This window comes from Janthinobacterium sp. 64 (assembly GCF_002813325.1).
Classification (GTDB): domain Bacteria; phylum Pseudomonadota; class Gammaproteobacteria; order Burkholderiales; family Burkholderiaceae_D; genus Janthinobacterium.
On the sequence record NZ_PHUG01000001.1, the window covers coordinates 1,805,056 to 1,820,300 of the forward strand.

Sequence of the window (15,245 nt, forward strand, 5' to 3'; positions counted from 1 at the left end):
ATCCTGCCCTATACTGGATGGCATGAATACACCTCCCGTATTGATCGTCGGCGCCGGTCCTACCGGCCTCATGCTTGCCTTGCGCCTGGCGCGCCATGGCGTCGATTGCCGCATCATCGATAAAAACAGCGGGCCGGGCCAGGCGTCGCGGGCCATGGCCGTGCATGCGCGCACCCTGGAGTTTTACCAGCAGCTGGGCTTTGCCGATGAACTCGTCAGCCTGGGCATCAAGATCAATGCCATGCACATCCATGAAGGCGGCGAGGAGCTGGTGAAACTGGCGCTGGGCGAGATCGGCGAAGGGCTGAGCCCCTACCCTTTTGTGCTGAGCCTGCCGCAGGACGAGCATGAACGCTTCCTGATCAGCAAGCTGGCGGCGGCCGGCGTGCACGTGGAATGGAACGTCGCGCTGGACCTGTGGACGCAGGACGATAGCGAAGTGCAAGCCATTCTGCTGAAAGACGGCGAACGTCAATATTGCACGTTTAACTACATTTGCGGCTGCGACGGCGCGCGCAGCAAGGTGCGCGAGATCGCCGGCTTTGAATTCTCCGGCGGCACCTACGACCACCTGTATTACGTGGCCGACGCGCAAGTGGCGGGCAAGAACACGGATTTGCACGCCCACCTGGGCGCGAATTCGTTTGCGCTGATGCTGCCCGTGCGCACCAGCGGCATGCAGCGCCTGATCGGCATCCTGCCCGACCGCCCCGATGGCGCGCCGGCACCCGTGTTTGACGATGTGCGCGAACAGGTACAAACCCTCCTGGGCATTCAGGTCGAGCAGGTGAACTGGTTTTCCACCTATAAAGTCCACCACCGCGTGGCGACGCAGTTCCGCGAGCGGCGCTGTTTCATCCTCGGCGATGCGGCCCATTTGCACAGCCCCGTGGGCGGCCAGGGCATGAATACGGGGCTGGGCGACGCCGTCAACCTGGCCTGGAAACTGGCGCAAAAGCTGCGCGGACAAAGCAACGACGCCCTGCTCGACACCTATGAAAGCGAGCGCATCGTGTTTGCCCGCAAGCTTGTCGCCACCACCGACCGCGCCTTCCAGGCCATCGTCGCACAGGGAATCGCCGGGCAATTCCTGCGGCGCTGGCTGGTGCCCCATGCGCTGCCTTTCCTGTCGGGCTTCGCGCGGGCGCGCCGTTTGCTGTTCCAGACCGTGTCGCAGATCCAGATCAGCTATGAAGACAGCGCCCTCTCTGCGGGCCACGCGGAATACCTGCGCGGCGGCGACCGCCTGCCCTGGTTCTCGGACGGCACGCAAGACAATTTCACGGCCCTGCGCAGCATGGATTGGCAATTGCACATCTATGGCGAGCCGGCGCCCGAACTGCTGGACGAAGCACGCGTGCTGAAACTGCCCGTGCATTGCTACACCTACAACGTGGCGGCCAAGCTGGCCGGCCTGGGCCGCGACGCGGCCTACCTGGTGCGCCCCGACGGCCACATCGCGCTGGCCCTGCACCTGCAGGAAAGCGGCGCCCTGCGTGCCCTGGCCTTGCGACTGGGCATGCATTTCGGTCCGGCGGAGACAGGCAAGGCGGCGCCAAGGCCTGTGTAAGAAACAAGGCAGCAGATTTGTGCTGCATCAAGGCGGATAGATTAAATTTCCTTGCTTTGTTTGCTTTGTTTGACTTCGTGTCCTATGCTGAAACATGCGTTTCAAGGAGACAGCCATGTCGAACAGATCGAACACACGCTCCCCTGTCAGCGATGGCGACACCGGTACGATTGATGAGGCCGCCACCGGCACCGGGCAAGCTCCAGCCGCGCCCTCGCTGGCCAGGCAGCTGGCGGATGCACTCGCTCCCAATGCCACGGGCTCGCGTTTCAACATTGCACAAGATACCTTCCAGGAAGCCTATGCATCGTTGCTCGACGCCGTGCCGCGCGACGACCGCCCCGCGCTGCTGGCGCAAATGCGGCGCGACCTCGATATCGTGGCCGAGCGCGAACTGATCCTGGCTTCAGGCAACGACGCACAGCCAGGCCACGTCAGTACCCGGCAATTCATGCGCGGCCTGGAAGAACAGGAACGACAGCAACGTCAAAAAGACGTGGCCTCGCACAGCTTGCTGTCTGGCCCCGAATTGCGTGCCCGGCTGGAAGTCACGCCGCAGGCACTCAGTGCGGCACTCAAAGCCAGGCGCCTGTTCGCCTTGCGCGGCGCCTCGGGCGAATATGTTTATCCGGCATTTTTCGCCGATCCCCGCCACGACCGCCACACACTGGAAAAAGTCAGCAAAATTCTCGGCGACTTGCCCGGCGCCGCCAAATGGGACTTTTTTACCGTCCCGCGCCTGTCGCTGGGCGGCAAGTCACCGCTGGAAGCCTTGGCCAAAGGCAAACTCGATGCCGTGATGGCCGCCGCCCGCGCCTACGCTGACGAATAACAGCACGACCGTGGCAACCTTGCGCCTGCCCCGTCTGCCGCAGCTGCCCGCAGCGCTGCAGACGGTGCGCTGCGATCCCGCCACCTTGTACCGGGTTTCCGGCCATGCCACGGATGAGCCTTATTTTGGCAGGGCGAATACCTACCGCTTCGACGATCCCCACCCACAAGTAGCGGCCCGCTTCGGCACCTGCTACCTGGGCGCGTCGCTGGCCGTGGCGCTGGCCGAAACCCTGCTGCACGACCGCAAGCCCATCCACAACCACTTCATGGTCGACCTGGCCGTGATACAGGCACGCTTTGTCATTCGGCTCACGGGAGAAACGCTCATCCTGGCCAATCTGACGGGTGCCGCCCTCAGGCAACTGGGCGGCCACGCGGGACTCAGCGGCACGTCGTCGTATGCAACGACCAAAGCCTGGTCGGCGGCCATCCATGCGCATCCGGATGCGGTCGATGGCATGCTCTACATGTCTCGCCACAAGAACGATGAAACGGCACTGGTGCTGTTCCACCGCGCAGCGCCCAAGCTCGCGATGGCGTCCGCCACGCCGCTATCCATCCATCCGGACTTCGGCCAGGTCGCCACACTGCTTGGCATCCGCAGCGCCTGGCCCTGAATCTGCCCGGTTCATGCAACCTTGTTGCACCGCCGCATCGAGTGGCGCATCGACTGTATAATGTCGGCTACCATCGCATTTTCCCCTGGCGCAAGCGCCGCGATCAAGCGAACCGCATTCATTCCCCGTTAGCCCGACCACTATGACCATTACACTCTACGGTATCCCCAACTGCGATACCGTCAAAAAGGCTCGCACCTGGCTGGCCGCGCAGCAACTCGATTTCACTTTCCACGACTTCAAGAAGCAGGGCCTGGAACGCGCCACCGTCGAGGCATGGCTGCAGCAATTGCCGTGGGATGTGCTGGTCAACAAGAAAGGCACGACCTGGCGCGCCCTGTCCGACGAGCGCAAAGCATCGATCACCGATGCGGCCAGCGCCCTGGAACTGATGCTGGAAAACCCGTCCATCATCAAGCGCCCCGTGCTGGACAAGGATGGCCAGTTCAGCGTCGCGTTTTCGGATGCGCAGTACAAAGCCATTTTTTCAGTTTAAACCCGACACCAGCAAGGCTGGGGTCAGTCCTTACGGATCGACATTTGCCCCACTGGGGCAAATGTCCCCGGCGGGTCTGACCCCGAGTTGACGCTCCGCCACATACCGCCCATGACCACCTCCAAAACCCTCGCCCTGACCGAAAAACTGATCGCCCTGTCCTCGGTCACGCCCGATGACAAGGGCTGCCAGCAGCACCTGATAGATATCCTCACGCCACTGGGCTTTGTCTGCGAGACGATACAGTCGAACGACGTCACCAATCTGTGGGCGCGCCGTGGCACCACGTCGCCCGTGTTCGTCTTTGCCGGCCATACGGACGTGGTGCCGACCGGTCCCGTCGAGCAATGGCGTTCGCTGCCCTTCATTCCCACGCACCGAGACGGCAAGCTGTACGGCCGTGGCGCGGCCGACATGAAGACGTCGATCGCCGCCATGGTGGTCGCTTGCGAGGAATTCATCGCCGCCACGCCTGACCACACGGGCTCGATCGCCTTTCTGATCACCAGCGACGAGGAAGGCCCGGCCACGGATGGCACCGTCATCGTCTGCGACAAATTGAAAGAACGGGGCGAGCAGATCGACTATTGCCTGGTGGGCGAGCCGACGTCGAGCGCGCAGCTGGGCGACATGATCAAGAACGGCCGCCGCGGTTCGCTGTCGGGGCGCTTGACGATCAAGGGCGTGCAAGGCCATATCGCCTACCCGCACCTGGCGAAAAACCCGATCCACGAAGCGGCGCAGGCGCTGGCCGACCTGGTCGAGGAACAGTGGGATGCGGGCAACGAGTATTACCTGCCGACCTCGTGGCAAATGTCCAACATCAACGCGGGCACGGGCGCCAACAACGTGATTCCGGGCGACATGGTGATCGATTTCAATTTCCGCTTTTCCACGGCCAGCACGGCGGAAAGCTTGCAAGCGCGCGTGCACGCCATCCTCGACAGGCATGACTTGCAATACGATATGCAGTGGACCCTGAGCGGCCTGCCCTTCCTCACGCCGCGCGGCACCTTGAGCGACGCGCTGTCCGCCGCCATCCTCGAAGAAACGGGCCTCGCGACGGAGCTGTCGACCACGGGCGGCACCTCGGATGGCCGGTTTATCGCGCAAATCTGCCCCCAAGTGATAGAATTCGGGCCGCCCAATGCCAGTATTCACAAGATCGACGAGCACATCGAACTGCGCCACATCGATCCCCTGAAGAATATTTACCGGCGCACGCTGGAGCATTTGCTGCCCGTCTGAACCAGAATACCGAGGCCCGTCACGGCGGGCCAGAACACCGTCTTTTCGAGAATGCCATGACCCCGAACCCGTTTTCCACGCCACGCGACCTGCTGCGCTACGCCGTTACCCGTTTCAATACCGCCAAGCTGTTTTTCGGCCACGGCAGTGCCGAAGCGTTCGACGAAGCGGCCTATCTGATCCTGCACACGTTGAAGTTGCCGCTCGACAAGCTCGAACCGTTCCTCGACGCCAAACTGCTGCCGTCGGAAGTGGCCAGCGTCATGACGGTCATCGACCGCCGCAGCATCGACCGCGTGCCGGCCGCCTACATCACCAAGGAAGGCTGGCTGGGTACCTACAATTTCTACGTCGACGAGCGCGTGATCGTGCCCCGTTCCTTCATCGCCGAGCTGATCCCTGAATACTTTTCGCCATGGGTGGCGGAACCGGAAGCGGTGGAAAACATCCTGGAACTGTGCACCGGTTCGGGCTGCCTGTCGATCATGATGGCCGACGCCTTCCCGAACGCCGCCGTCGATGCGGTGGACATTTCCGCCGACGCGCTGGCCGTGGCCAAGCGCAACGTCGACACGTATAAACTGCAGGATCGCGTCACCCTGATCGAATCGGACCTGTACGCGAACGTGCCGGCCAAGAAATATGATTTGATCATCAGCAACCCGCCGTACGTGAATTCCGCGTCGATGGGCACGCTGCCCCAGGAATACCTGGCCGAACCGCAGATCGCCCTCGACGGCGGCAGCGACGGCATGGACCTGGTGCGCAAGATCATCGCCGGCGCGGCCGAACGCCTGACGGACGACGGCATCCTGATGATTGAAATCGGCAATGAGCGCGAATTCGCGGAAGCGGCCTTCGGCGAACTGGGCCTGACCTGGCTGACGACCAGCGCCGGCGACGACATGGTGTTCCTGCTGACGGCCGAGCAGCTGAAGCTGGTTTAATTGACTACCGGGGTCAGACCCGCCGGGTCTGACCCCAAAAAAACACAAAGAAAAAAATGATACGTTTCCTACAAGTAAGCCTGATGCGCGGCATCAAACCGTTGCTCGAACAAGTCGATGTCACCCTCAATCCGGGCGACAAGATCGGCCTGATCGGCGCCAATGGCGCGGGCAAATCGAGCCTGTTCGCCATGATGCGTGGCGAATTGCACCCTGACCAGGGCGAGATCGATTTCCCGGCCAAATGGCGCGTGGCTTACGTGGCGCAGGAAACGCCGCCGCTGGACCGTGCCGCGCTCGACTATGCGATCGATGGCGACATCACCCTGCGCAAACTGGAAGCGGAACTGGCGCATCTCGAGTCGCAACCGGAAAGCACGGAAAACGGCATCGCCATCGGCAATATGTACAGCGCGCTGGCCGATGCCGACGCCTACACGGTGCAGTCGCGCGGCGAACAGTTGCTGCTGGGCCTGGGCTTCACGCTGGACCAGATGCAGCAACCGGTGGCCAGCTTCTCCGGCGGCTGGCGCATGCGTTTGAACCTGGCGCAAGCGCTGATGTGCCCGTCCGACCTGCTGCTGCTCGATGAACCGACCAACCACTTGGATCTGGACGCCATCATCTGGCTGGAAGACTGGCTCAAGCGCTATGCCGGCACCTTATTGATCATTTCGCATGACCGCGACTTCCTCGATGAAGTGGTCAACGTGGTCGTGCATATCGACGAACGCAAGCTGAAACGCTACTCGGGCAATTATTCGAGCTTCGAGCGCCAGCGCGCGGCGCAGATGATCCTGGCCGCCGGCGCGCTGGAAAAGCAGCAGCGCAAGCGTGCCCACCTGGAATCGTTCGTGAACCGCTTCAAGGCGCAAGCTTCCAAAGCCCGCCAGGCGCAAAGCCGCATGAAGGCGCTGGCGAAGATGGAAGAGCTGGCGCCATTGCGCGCCGCCGCCGAATTCTCGTTCGAATTCCGCGAGCCGCTCTCCGCGCCGAACCCGCTGATGGTGATGGAAGACGTCGACGCGGGCTACAAGATCGAGAACGAAGCGACGGGCGAGATCACGCATAAAACCATCGTCAACGGCATCAAGTTTTCGCTGCAGATCGGCCAGCGCATTGGTCTCTTGGGCCAGAACGGCGCCGGCAAGTCGACCCTGATCAAGACCATCGCCGGCGAACTGATGCCTTTGACGGGCGACGCCACCATGGGCAAGGGCCTCAACATCGGCTACTTCGCCCAGCATCAGGTGGAAATGCTGCGCCACGACGAATCGCCGCTGTGGCATCTGTCGAAGATCGCCCCGACCGTGCGCGAGCAGGAACTGCGCAACTTCCTGGGCGGCTTCAACTTCCCCGGCAACATGGTCACCGCCTCGATCGCGCCATTCTCGGGCGGCGAAAAAGCCCGTCTGGCGCTGGCCCTGATCGTCTGGCAGCGTCCAAACCTGCTGCTGCTCGATGAACCGACCAACCATCTGGATCTGGAAACGCGCGAAGCGCTGACGGAAGCGCTGGCCCAGTTCGAAGGCACCCTGGTCGTCGTGTCCCATGATCGCCACTTGCTGCGCGCCACCACGGACGAATTCATCATCGTGGCCGACGGCAAGCTGCAACCGTTCGACGGCGACCTGGACGATTACAAGGATTGGCTGTTCAAGACCAAGCTGGGTAAAGGTACCGATGTGCTGCCGGCCGCCGGCAAGGCCAACAAGACGGACTTCCCTGTGACTTCTTCCATACCTTCGCCGGCAGCGGTAGCCCCCGCCCCTGCCGCGCCCGTACGCGACAAGCGCAAGGAAGCGGAAGAGCGCCAGAAAACGGCCGCCCTGCGCAAGCCGATCGAAAACAAGATCAAGCGCCAGGAAGAGCAGATCGCCAAGCGCAATGCGCAAAAGGCGGAAACCGACGCCAAGCTGGGCGAGCCGACCATCTACGACGCCGCCAACAAGGCGAAATTGAAGCAGTTGCTGGCCGACCAGACCTTCTTCACCAAGGACCTGGCGCAGCTGGAAGCGGAATGGCTCGATTTGCAAGATCAGCTGGAAAAGCTCGGTTAATCAGGCAACGACAAAAGACGACCTCCGGGTCGTCTTTTTTTCAGGCCGCCTGCATGGGGCTGGGGCTGCGGATGGCCATCAAACGGTCGATGTCGACGAGGATCAATCGGCGTCCCGCCACCGTGCCCAGTCCCAGCAAATAGTCGGCTTCCGCCTCGCCCAGACCAGGCACGGCGCTGATGTCGGCGGGCGCCAGGCTGACGATGTCGGTGACGCCATCGACCACCATGCCCATCACGCCATTGCTCAGCTGCAAAATGATCACGTCCGTGGCCGGGTCGGGCGTACCCTGGGCGCTGCCGAACGCGGCGCGCATGTCGACGATGGGGATGATCACGCCGCGCGAGACGGCCACGCTGCGCAGCAACTCCCCTTCCGACGCAAAACGGTCGAGCTCTTTCAGCGGGCGCAATTCCCGCACGCAGCGGTAATCGAGGCCGTATTCCAGGCCGCCCAGCCGAAAGCTCAAGTACTGCGTCAGGGATTGCGCGGTTGCGGCGCCAGGCGTCGTCGTGGGCTGCATGGTGTTCCTTTCATCCGGTAAGCGCTGCCAGGATGCGGCGCAATGATGCAACTTTGCCCCATGCTAACCAGCAACACCGCAGGCGGCGTTGAGAAACATCAACTTTGCCGGAAGGCATGCGTACTCTCACTGTCCAGGCTTGCGCCGGCGCAGCCATCTTCCCTTACAATACCCACATCGTTTCCCCACAGGCAGGCCATGCAACACCTCGTCAATCCCGCTGAAGTTGAATTTTCCGCCATCCGCGCTCAGGGGCCGGGCGGGCAGAATGTCAACAAGGTGTCCAGCGCCATCCATTTGCGCTTCCCCATCGCCGCCTCGTCGCTGCCGGAAGCGTACAAGGAGCGGCTGCTGGCCCTGCGCGACAGCCGCATCAGCAAGGATGGCGTGCTGGTGCTCAAGGCGCAGCAGTCGCGCAGCCAGGAGCAGAACAAGGAAGAAGCGTTGCGGCGCCTGCAGGAAATCATCGACAGCGTCACCTTTTTGCCCGCCGTGCGGCGCGCCACCAAGCCCACGCGCAGCTCGCAGCGGCGCCGCCTCGACAGCAAGAGCACACACAGCGTGCTGAAACAGTCACGTGGCAAGGTCACCGACTAAACGTTACGGCGGCGGTGCATACGTCCAGTCCAGGCTGCCTATGCTGTCCGCAAACACGCTCTGCGTGCCCGGCGTGGCGCTGCGCAACAGCGCCTTGATCTCCTTCGGCGGCCGGTCGTAGACCTTGGCCGGCCCGGGCGGCACGACCATGGCGCGCACGGCCGTGTCACCGTCGACCAGTCCCAGGCTGCAGCGCGACTGGCCGGCCGTCGCTTGCCGCTGCTGGCGCACTTGCGCCACCATGGCCAGCATTTGCGCGTGCAGGATTTCCGACTGTTTCACTTCCACGCGCAGGCGCGCCACTTCCTTCAAGACGGGGGCGATGCGCGCGGCCAGCTTGTCGTACTGCAATTGCTGCGCCGGCTGCAGCTGCAGCTCGCCGCGCCGCAGCTGGCCCGCCAGGGTCAGGTAGTTGCGCACCTCGGGCAATTGCGCAATGGCATCGATTTCCTGCTGGCGCTTGTGCTGCAGCTGCTGGTAGTGCGCGGCCCTGGCCAGGCTTTCCGCGATCTGCTGGTCCAGGGCGCTCAAATCGGGCACCAGCGGGAACAGCAGCATCTCCACCTGCTTGCGGGGACCGGCGCTGCCGATGCGGATGGTGCGTGCCGCCACGGCGCAGCCTTCGGCCAGCTCGATGACGACCTCGTCGGCGATGATCTCGCAATTGCTGGCATGCTCGATCACCACGCGCGTGCCGGCGATGACGCAGCTTTCCGCGCGCTTCACGTGGACTTCGCCGCTCAGCGCCTGCAACACGGAACCGGAAGCGACGCCCTCGACGCACACGTCGCCGTGCGCGTTGAAGGCCGTGCCGCCCACCAGGTTGCGCCGTAGCGATATCCGCCCGCCATGCGAGTGCAGGTGGCCGTACACGTCGCCATGGATGGTGATGTCGCTGCCGTCGAGCTGGCGCTGCTCCTGCACGTCGCCATATTCCTCGTACGCGGCGCACAGCTTCAAATTGCCCGTGGTACGGCTGCTGACGCCTTCGCGGCTGACGATCTTGTTGTCGATGGAGAGCTTGCCGTGCGCATCGACATTCACATAGCCATCCTGGGTGGCGACCACGTAATCGCCATCGCTGTAGCGTTCGACCGCCATGCCCGCCCCTGCCACCGCCGCCGGGTCCAGCTCCAGCGGCGCGGGCGGCGGCAGCAGCGTGCCGTCCAGGTCGTAGCCGGGCAAGCCGGGCGCACCGGGCAGCAGCCGCAGCAGGCGCGCGTGTTTTTTCACTTGCGGAAAACGGTTCTTGAAACTGAGCAAATCCAGGCGGCCATCGGAGCGTTCGCGCGGCGCATCGTCGCGGCGGATGCCTTGCGACACTTCGACCAGCTGGGCGTCGCGGCCCGGCTGCGGCGGCAGCGCCCGCGCCACGGTGATGCGCTCGGCCTTGCCGCTGCCGAGAATGGCGCGCACGGCCGCGCCATCGATGCCATAGCGCACGCCCTTGCACCACAGGTCGGCCACCAGCTCGTCAAACTCGCGGCGCGCCGGCACCTGCCCATCCGCGTCGGCAGAGAGCGCTTCAAAGTAAAACTCGGCACTGTCGCCGCGGATCTTGACCTGCTTGTACAGCGCGCGGCGCTGGGGCGGGAATGGTGCCACACGGACGGCAATGCGCAGCAAGGCGTCGCTATTGGGCGCGGCGCGGGGCGCGGGGGCATGGAATAGGGTCAGCAGGAACAAAGCGTAGTCGAGACCGGCCAGCAGTTGCCCCGACTGGAACAGCTGGTCGACGGCGGCGCGCAACTGCGCGGGCGCCAGCGACAGGTCCAGACACACGCCTTCGTCGCGCTGGACGAGACCGTGCGGCAGGCCGCCTGCGGGGACCGCCTCAGGAACGGGTGTGTCGTCGTCGCTCACGCCTTGCCTCCCCCAACACATTCTGAGAATTTCCTCAATGCACTAGAACAATATCACGGGGCGTGGCCGTGTGCCTGACTGAGCAATAATGTTGGTGGCCAAATGCAAACAGGGCCATGTCTTGCGAGATGGCCCTGTCGGATGGGGTGCGCGATGCCTAAGTCACTAGCGGCGCGGCGGATTCGAGTAGATGTCTTGCCCCACTTCGTTGATCTGGCGGCGCAGGTCGCGCCGCTCGTCGGGCGTCATGCGGCCCGTTCGGCGCGAGGCGTCGGCGCCTTCATTGGCGCGGCGCTGCTCTTCGGCGCGCGTGTCGAAACTGCGTGCGTCACGCTGTTCGCGCAGTCGCGTATCATTGCTATTGCTGCGCTGTACCTGTTCATAGCGCTGGGCCTGCACTTGCTGCTGGTCGTCACGGCGTGGCGGCGGCTGGTTTTGTGCCAGCGCCAGGCTGGCGGCAAACACGGAGCAAACGGCAAATGCGGACAGCACGGCCGTACGTGCGGCAATAGCTGCGCTGGGAGCGGTGTGAATTTTTTTAGTAAAGATATTCATTGAGTTCCTCTTCCGCGATGCCGTATAAACTAAAGCTGATTTCCACTGTGGCCCCAGTGTATGATGCTTTACACGGTGCAGTAAGAGTAATTGGGTAAAGTTTGTAACACTTTGTAATGGGTCGCCATACCCCCTTGCCGACGCCACGCGAGGCGTTACTATAGCAACTAATATAAGATAACACGACACCTTAAATGACCACAACCTCCACTTCCGGCAGCAACACGCCTACGCAATCGATCCACGGCCACCAGGCAAAAATCATGGTGGTCGATGACGATGTGCGCCTGCGCGACCTGCTGCGCCGCTACCTGACCGAACAGGGTTTCAATGTCTTCACGGCAGAGAGCGCGACGGCCATGAACAAGCTGTGGCTGCGCGAACGCTACGACTTGCTGGTGCTCGATTTGATGCTGCCCGGCGAAGACGGCCTGTCGATCTGCCGCCGCCTGCGCGGCGCGGGCGACCAGACGCCGATCATCATGCTGACGGCCAAGGGCGAGGATGTGGACCGCATCGTGGGCCTGGAAATGGGCGCCGACGACTACCTGCCAAAACCGTTCAACCCGCGCGAACTGGTGGCCCGCATCGGCGCCGTGCTGCGCCGCAAGGGTCCCGATGAAATCCCGGGCGCACCGTCGGAAACGCCGCAAACCTTCGAATTCGGCGACTTCGTGCTGGACCTGGGCACGCGCACATTGAAAAAGAGTGGCGAAACGGTGCCGCTGACCACCGGTGAATTTTCTGTGCTGAAAGTGTTTGCCCGCCATGCGCGCCAACCGCTGTCGCGCGAGAAACTGATGGAACTGGCGCGCGGCCGCGAATACGAAGTGTTCGACCGCAGCCTGGACGTGCAAATTTCGCGCCTGCGCAAACTGATCGAACCCGACCCGTCGAGCCCGCTGTTCATCCAGACCGTGTGGGGCCTCGGTTACGTCTTCATCCCGGACGGACAGCCGCGCTGATCGCAGGCGAGGCATGATGAAGCTTGTTCCCGATATCAGCCTGGCGCGGCTGAAAAGCGGCCTGTTCTGGCGCACCTTTTTGCTGCTGGGTACCTTGACCACCGTCAGCATGATCACCTGGATCGGCATGATTTCCGTCATCCAGCGCGAGCCGCAGGCGCAGCAGATTTCCGCCCAGATCATTTCCGTCGTCACCATCACGCATGCGGCCCTGACGCACTCGGCGCCCGAGCTGCGGCGCGAGCTGCTGTTCGACCTCGTCAGCAATGAAGGCATCCGCATCTTCTCGCTGGAAGAGGACGACCGCATCGAGCCGCCGCCCGACAATTACCTGATGCCCGAGATCGAGGCGCAGGTGAAAGCCAAGCTGGGCAAGGACACGCGCTTTTCCGCGCGCGTCAACGGCGTGGCCGGCTTCTGGGTCAGCTTCAAGATCGACGACGACGAGTACTGGCTGATGCTGGACCGCGAGCGCCTGCGCGGCCTGACGGGCTTCCAGTGGCTGGGCTGGGCCAGCCTGGTGTCGCTGCTGTCCCTGCTGGGCGCGGCCATCATTTCCAGCCTGATCAATCTGCCGCTGTCGCGCTTGACGGCGGCCGCGCGCGACATCGCCAAGGGCAAGCAGCCGGCGCCGCTGCCGGAAAAAGGCCCGATCGAAATCCTCGAGGCGAACCGCAGCTTCAACCAGATGGTCGATGACTTGAAACAGGTGGAATCGGACCGCGCCGTGATTTTGGCGGGCATTTCGCACGACTTGCGCACGCCGCTGGCGCGCATGCAGCTGGAAGTGGAAATGGCCAACCTGTCGGACGAGGCGCGCGAAGGCATCCAGTCCGATATCGGGCAAATGGACGCCATCATCGGCCAGTTCCTCGACTATGCGCGGCCGACGGAAGCGTCAACCTTCACGGATGTCGACCTGAGCGGCTTGCTGCTCGACATGACGCGCGAAGCGATGCGCCTGCCGGACGTGAAGATCAACGCCAGCATCGCCGAAGGCGCGCATGCGATGGGCAACCCCACGGACTTGCGCCGCGTGCTGAACAACCTGATCGAGAATGCGCGCCGCTATGGCAAGACGCCGGGCAGCGACGTGACGGAAATCGATATCGCCTGCCATCTGCGCACCAGTCACGGCGCGAAAAAGGTGATCATCGAAGTGCAGGACCACGGCACCGGCGTGCCGGCAGAAAAGATCGAGCAGCTGATGAAGCCGTTCACCCGCCTCGACACGGCGCGTGGACAGGCGAATGGCGCCGGCCTGGGCTTGGCCATCGTCGACCGCGTGCTGCTGCGCCATGGCGCCGAATTGCAGGTACGCAACCGCGAAGGCGGCGGCCTGGCGTTTCAGATCAGCTTGCCAGCGGCGTAGGTCGGCTTAGCGCAAGGCGCGTAAGCCGACACCACCAGCGGCCTTGGCCAACAATGTTGTCGGATTACGCGAGGCAAAGCCTCGCTAACGGTCATGGTGTAGCCGTGCGCCGCCACCCATGAGGATGAAAGAAACTGGCGGTGGAAGGCGGCGGAGCGAGATCGCGAATGTTTTTGGCGGGATAAGACCCCGACGCTAACGTGACCCGCCGAACTGACTCGTACCCCGGATTGCCTCTTACAGAGCGCACGTTAATCAGGCCGTTGGCGACTTGTCGCCTTCAGGCAAATCAGTTCAGCATCCGTCGCCTTCCACACTAAAAGTGTAGCTCAATGGGAGGCATCATGGAACTGGAAACACTACACAAACGCGTGATCGGTCTTGATGTGCATCAGGCGCAAATTACAGCTTGCGCAATCATTGAAGAGGCCGATGGTACAACCCGGCTGGAGCAGCGGCAGTTTGGCGCCTTCAAGCGTGATCGGCGCGCGCTGGCCGAATGGGCGCAAGCGCTGCATCCAGATCAGGTCGTCATGGAAAGCACAGGCATCTACTGGAAGAGCCCGTATGCCGCCCTGGAAGCGGTCGGCATCCATGCCTGGGTCGTCAACGCCCGCCACGTCAAGAACGTGCCTGGTCGCAAGACCGATGTCGGCGACGCCCACTGGCTGGCCACGCTGGCGCGTGCCGGCCTGCTGCGCCGCTCGTTCGTGCCGCCAGCCATGTTGCGCGAACTGCGCCTGGTTGCACGGCAACGGCAAAAACTGGTGGGACATCTGGCGTCAGAAAAGAACCGCCTGCACAAGGTACTGACTGACGGCGGCATCCGACTCGGCGTCGTCGTCAGTGACTTGCACGGACAATCGGCACGCGCCATGGTCAAGGCGCTGATCGCCGGTCGGCCCACGCATGAGGTACTCGACTGCGCCAGCGGGCGCCTCAAAGCCAGCCGGGAAGAATTGTTCGATTCGCTGCAAAGCGAGCTGACCGGCAGCCATCGCTTCGTATTGCATGAACTGATGGGACACATCGAGGAAATTGAGGAGCGCATCGCGCGTTTCGACGCCTATCTGCTGCAGGGACTGGCTGGAGAACAGCATGCGCTCGCTTCGCTGCAGACATTGCCGGGCGTCGACCTGATCGGCGCGGCCATGTTGCTCGTCGAGATCGGTACCGACATGCAGGCCTTCGGCAGCGCTGACCGGCTGGCATCCTGGGCAGGCATTTGCCCGGGCAACAATGAGTCGGCAGGCAAACGCCAATCGGGCCGCGCGCGCAAAGGCAACCCGTATGTGCGTCGGCTGCTGTGCGAATTTGCGCATGCCGCCAGCCGGACCACGTCCGTCTTCAAATCAAAATTCCAGGCACTGGTGATGCGGCGCGGCCACAAGCGTTCTATCATTGCCATTGCACACAAACTGCTGCGCACCGTGTTCTGCATGCTGCAACGTGGCGAGCACTACCGCGACAGCGCCACCGACTACGAAGCGCTCGCGGTGCAACGCAATGCACCGCGATGGATCAAGGCACTGACGAAATTCGGATTCATCGCGAATCCAGTCTGACGTATCTCTGCCGTTGCATGCCTTGACCAACGA

The 15,245-nt window shown here is 62.9% G+C and carries 14 protein-coding genes; 11 read left to right on the forward strand and 3 right to left on the reverse strand.

The window, feature by feature from the left end; translation table 11 throughout:
* The first annotated feature begins 22 nt into the window (after positions 1 to 22).
* The 7 genes from CLU91_RS07900 to CLU91_RS07930 all read left to right on the forward strand — a co-directional run bounded on the left by CLU91_RS07900 (position 23) and on the right by CLU91_RS07930 (position 7,772).
* Positions 23 to 1,570, forward strand: coding sequence for an FAD-dependent oxidoreductase (locus tag CLU91_RS07900; RefSeq protein WP_100873711.1), 1,548 nt, complete (start codon positions 23 to 25; stop codon positions 1,568 to 1,570).
* Between the two features lie 115 nt (positions 1,571 to 1,685).
* Positions 1,686 to 2,402 (forward strand): hypothetical protein, encoded by a 717-nt coding sequence (locus CLU91_RS07905; protein ID WP_100873712.1) that lies wholly within the window; start codon positions 1,686 to 1,688, stop codon positions 2,400 to 2,402.
* Positions 2,403 to 2,412: 10 nt separating this feature from the next.
* Positions 2,413 to 3,021, forward strand: a complete 609-nt coding sequence (locus CLU91_RS07910) for an RES family NAD+ phosphorylase (RefSeq protein WP_157814645.1) — start codon at positions 2,413 to 2,415, stop codon at positions 3,019 to 3,021.
* Positions 3,022 to 3,163: 142 nt separating this feature from the next.
* On the forward strand, positions 3,164 to 3,517 hold the full coding sequence (locus CLU91_RS07915; protein WP_100873714.1) for an ArsC family reductase: 354 nt from the start codon (positions 3,164 to 3,166) through the stop codon (positions 3,515 to 3,517).
* A 111-nt stretch (positions 3,518 to 3,628) separates the two neighbouring features.
* The gene (gene dapE / locus CLU91_RS07920) at positions 3,629 to 4,765 is read left to right on the forward strand and encodes a succinyl-diaminopimelate desuccinylase (protein ID WP_100873715.1); all 1,137 of its coding nucleotides are present in this window, start codon (positions 3,629 to 3,631) and stop codon (positions 4,763 to 4,765) included.
* Positions 4,766 to 4,821: 56 nt separating this feature from the next.
* Entirely contained in the window at positions 4,822 to 5,712 is an 891-nt protein-coding gene (prmB, locus tag CLU91_RS07925; protein WP_100873716.1) for a 50S ribosomal protein L3 N(5)-glutamine methyltransferase, read from the forward strand.
* Between the two features lie 56 nt (positions 5,713 to 5,768).
* On the forward strand, positions 5,769 to 7,772 hold the full coding sequence (locus tag CLU91_RS07930; RefSeq protein ID WP_100873717.1) for an ATP-binding cassette domain-containing protein: 2,004 nt from the start codon (positions 5,769 to 5,771) through the stop codon (positions 7,770 to 7,772).
* Between the two features lie 40 nt (positions 7,773 to 7,812).
* Here CLU91_RS07930 and CLU91_RS07935 read toward each other — a convergent pair whose 3' ends face one another.
* A complete protein-coding gene (locus CLU91_RS07935; protein WP_100873718.1) occupies positions 7,813 to 8,295 on the reverse strand; it encodes a chemotaxis protein CheW in 483 nt (160 codons plus the stop codon).
* A gap of 198 nt (positions 8,296 to 8,493) precedes the next feature.
* Here CLU91_RS07935 and arfB point away from each other — a divergent pair, with 198 nt between their 5' ends.
* The gene (arfB, locus tag CLU91_RS07940) at positions 8,494 to 8,892 is read left to right on the forward strand and encodes an alternative ribosome rescue aminoacyl-tRNA hydrolase ArfB (protein WP_034749850.1); all 399 of its coding nucleotides are present in this window, start codon (positions 8,494 to 8,496) and stop codon (positions 8,890 to 8,892) included.
* A 3-nt stretch (positions 8,893 to 8,895) separates the two neighbouring features.
* Here arfB and CLU91_RS07945 read toward each other — a convergent pair whose 3' ends face one another.
* Together CLU91_RS07945 and CLU91_RS07950 are read right to left on the reverse strand one after the other, a co-directional pair.
* Positions 8,896 to 10,755, reverse strand: a complete 1,860-nt coding sequence (locus CLU91_RS07945; RefSeq protein WP_232730668.1) for a flagellar assembly protein A — start codon at positions 10,753 to 10,755, stop codon at positions 8,896 to 8,898.
* 165 nt (positions 10,756 to 10,920) lie between these two features.
* Positions 10,921 to 11,310, reverse strand: coding sequence for a hypothetical protein (locus tag CLU91_RS07950; protein WP_100873720.1), 390 nt, complete (start codon positions 11,308 to 11,310; stop codon positions 10,921 to 10,923).
* Between the two features lie 263 nt (positions 11,311 to 11,573).
* Between CLU91_RS07950 and ompR the strand changes: the two genes are divergently transcribed.
* From ompR to CLU91_RS07965, 3 genes are all read left to right on the forward strand, one after another.
* Positions 11,574 to 12,275, forward strand: coding sequence for an osmolarity response regulator transcription factor OmpR (gene ompR / locus CLU91_RS07955; protein WP_232730910.1), 702 nt, complete (start codon positions 11,574 to 11,576; stop codon positions 12,273 to 12,275).
* Positions 12,276 to 12,288: 13 nt separating this feature from the next.
* Positions 12,289 to 13,647: a sensor histidine kinase gene (locus tag CLU91_RS07960; protein WP_100873721.1), complete on the forward strand. Its 1,359-nt coding sequence runs from the start codon at positions 12,289 to 12,291 to the stop codon at positions 13,645 to 13,647.
* Between the two features lie 344 nt (positions 13,648 to 13,991).
* The gene (locus tag CLU91_RS07965; RefSeq protein WP_100873722.1) at positions 13,992 to 15,212 is read left to right on the forward strand and encodes an IS110 family transposase; all 1,221 of its coding nucleotides are present in this window, start codon (positions 13,992 to 13,994) and stop codon (positions 15,210 to 15,212) included.
* The last annotated feature ends 33 nt before the right edge of the window (positions 15,213 to 15,245 follow it).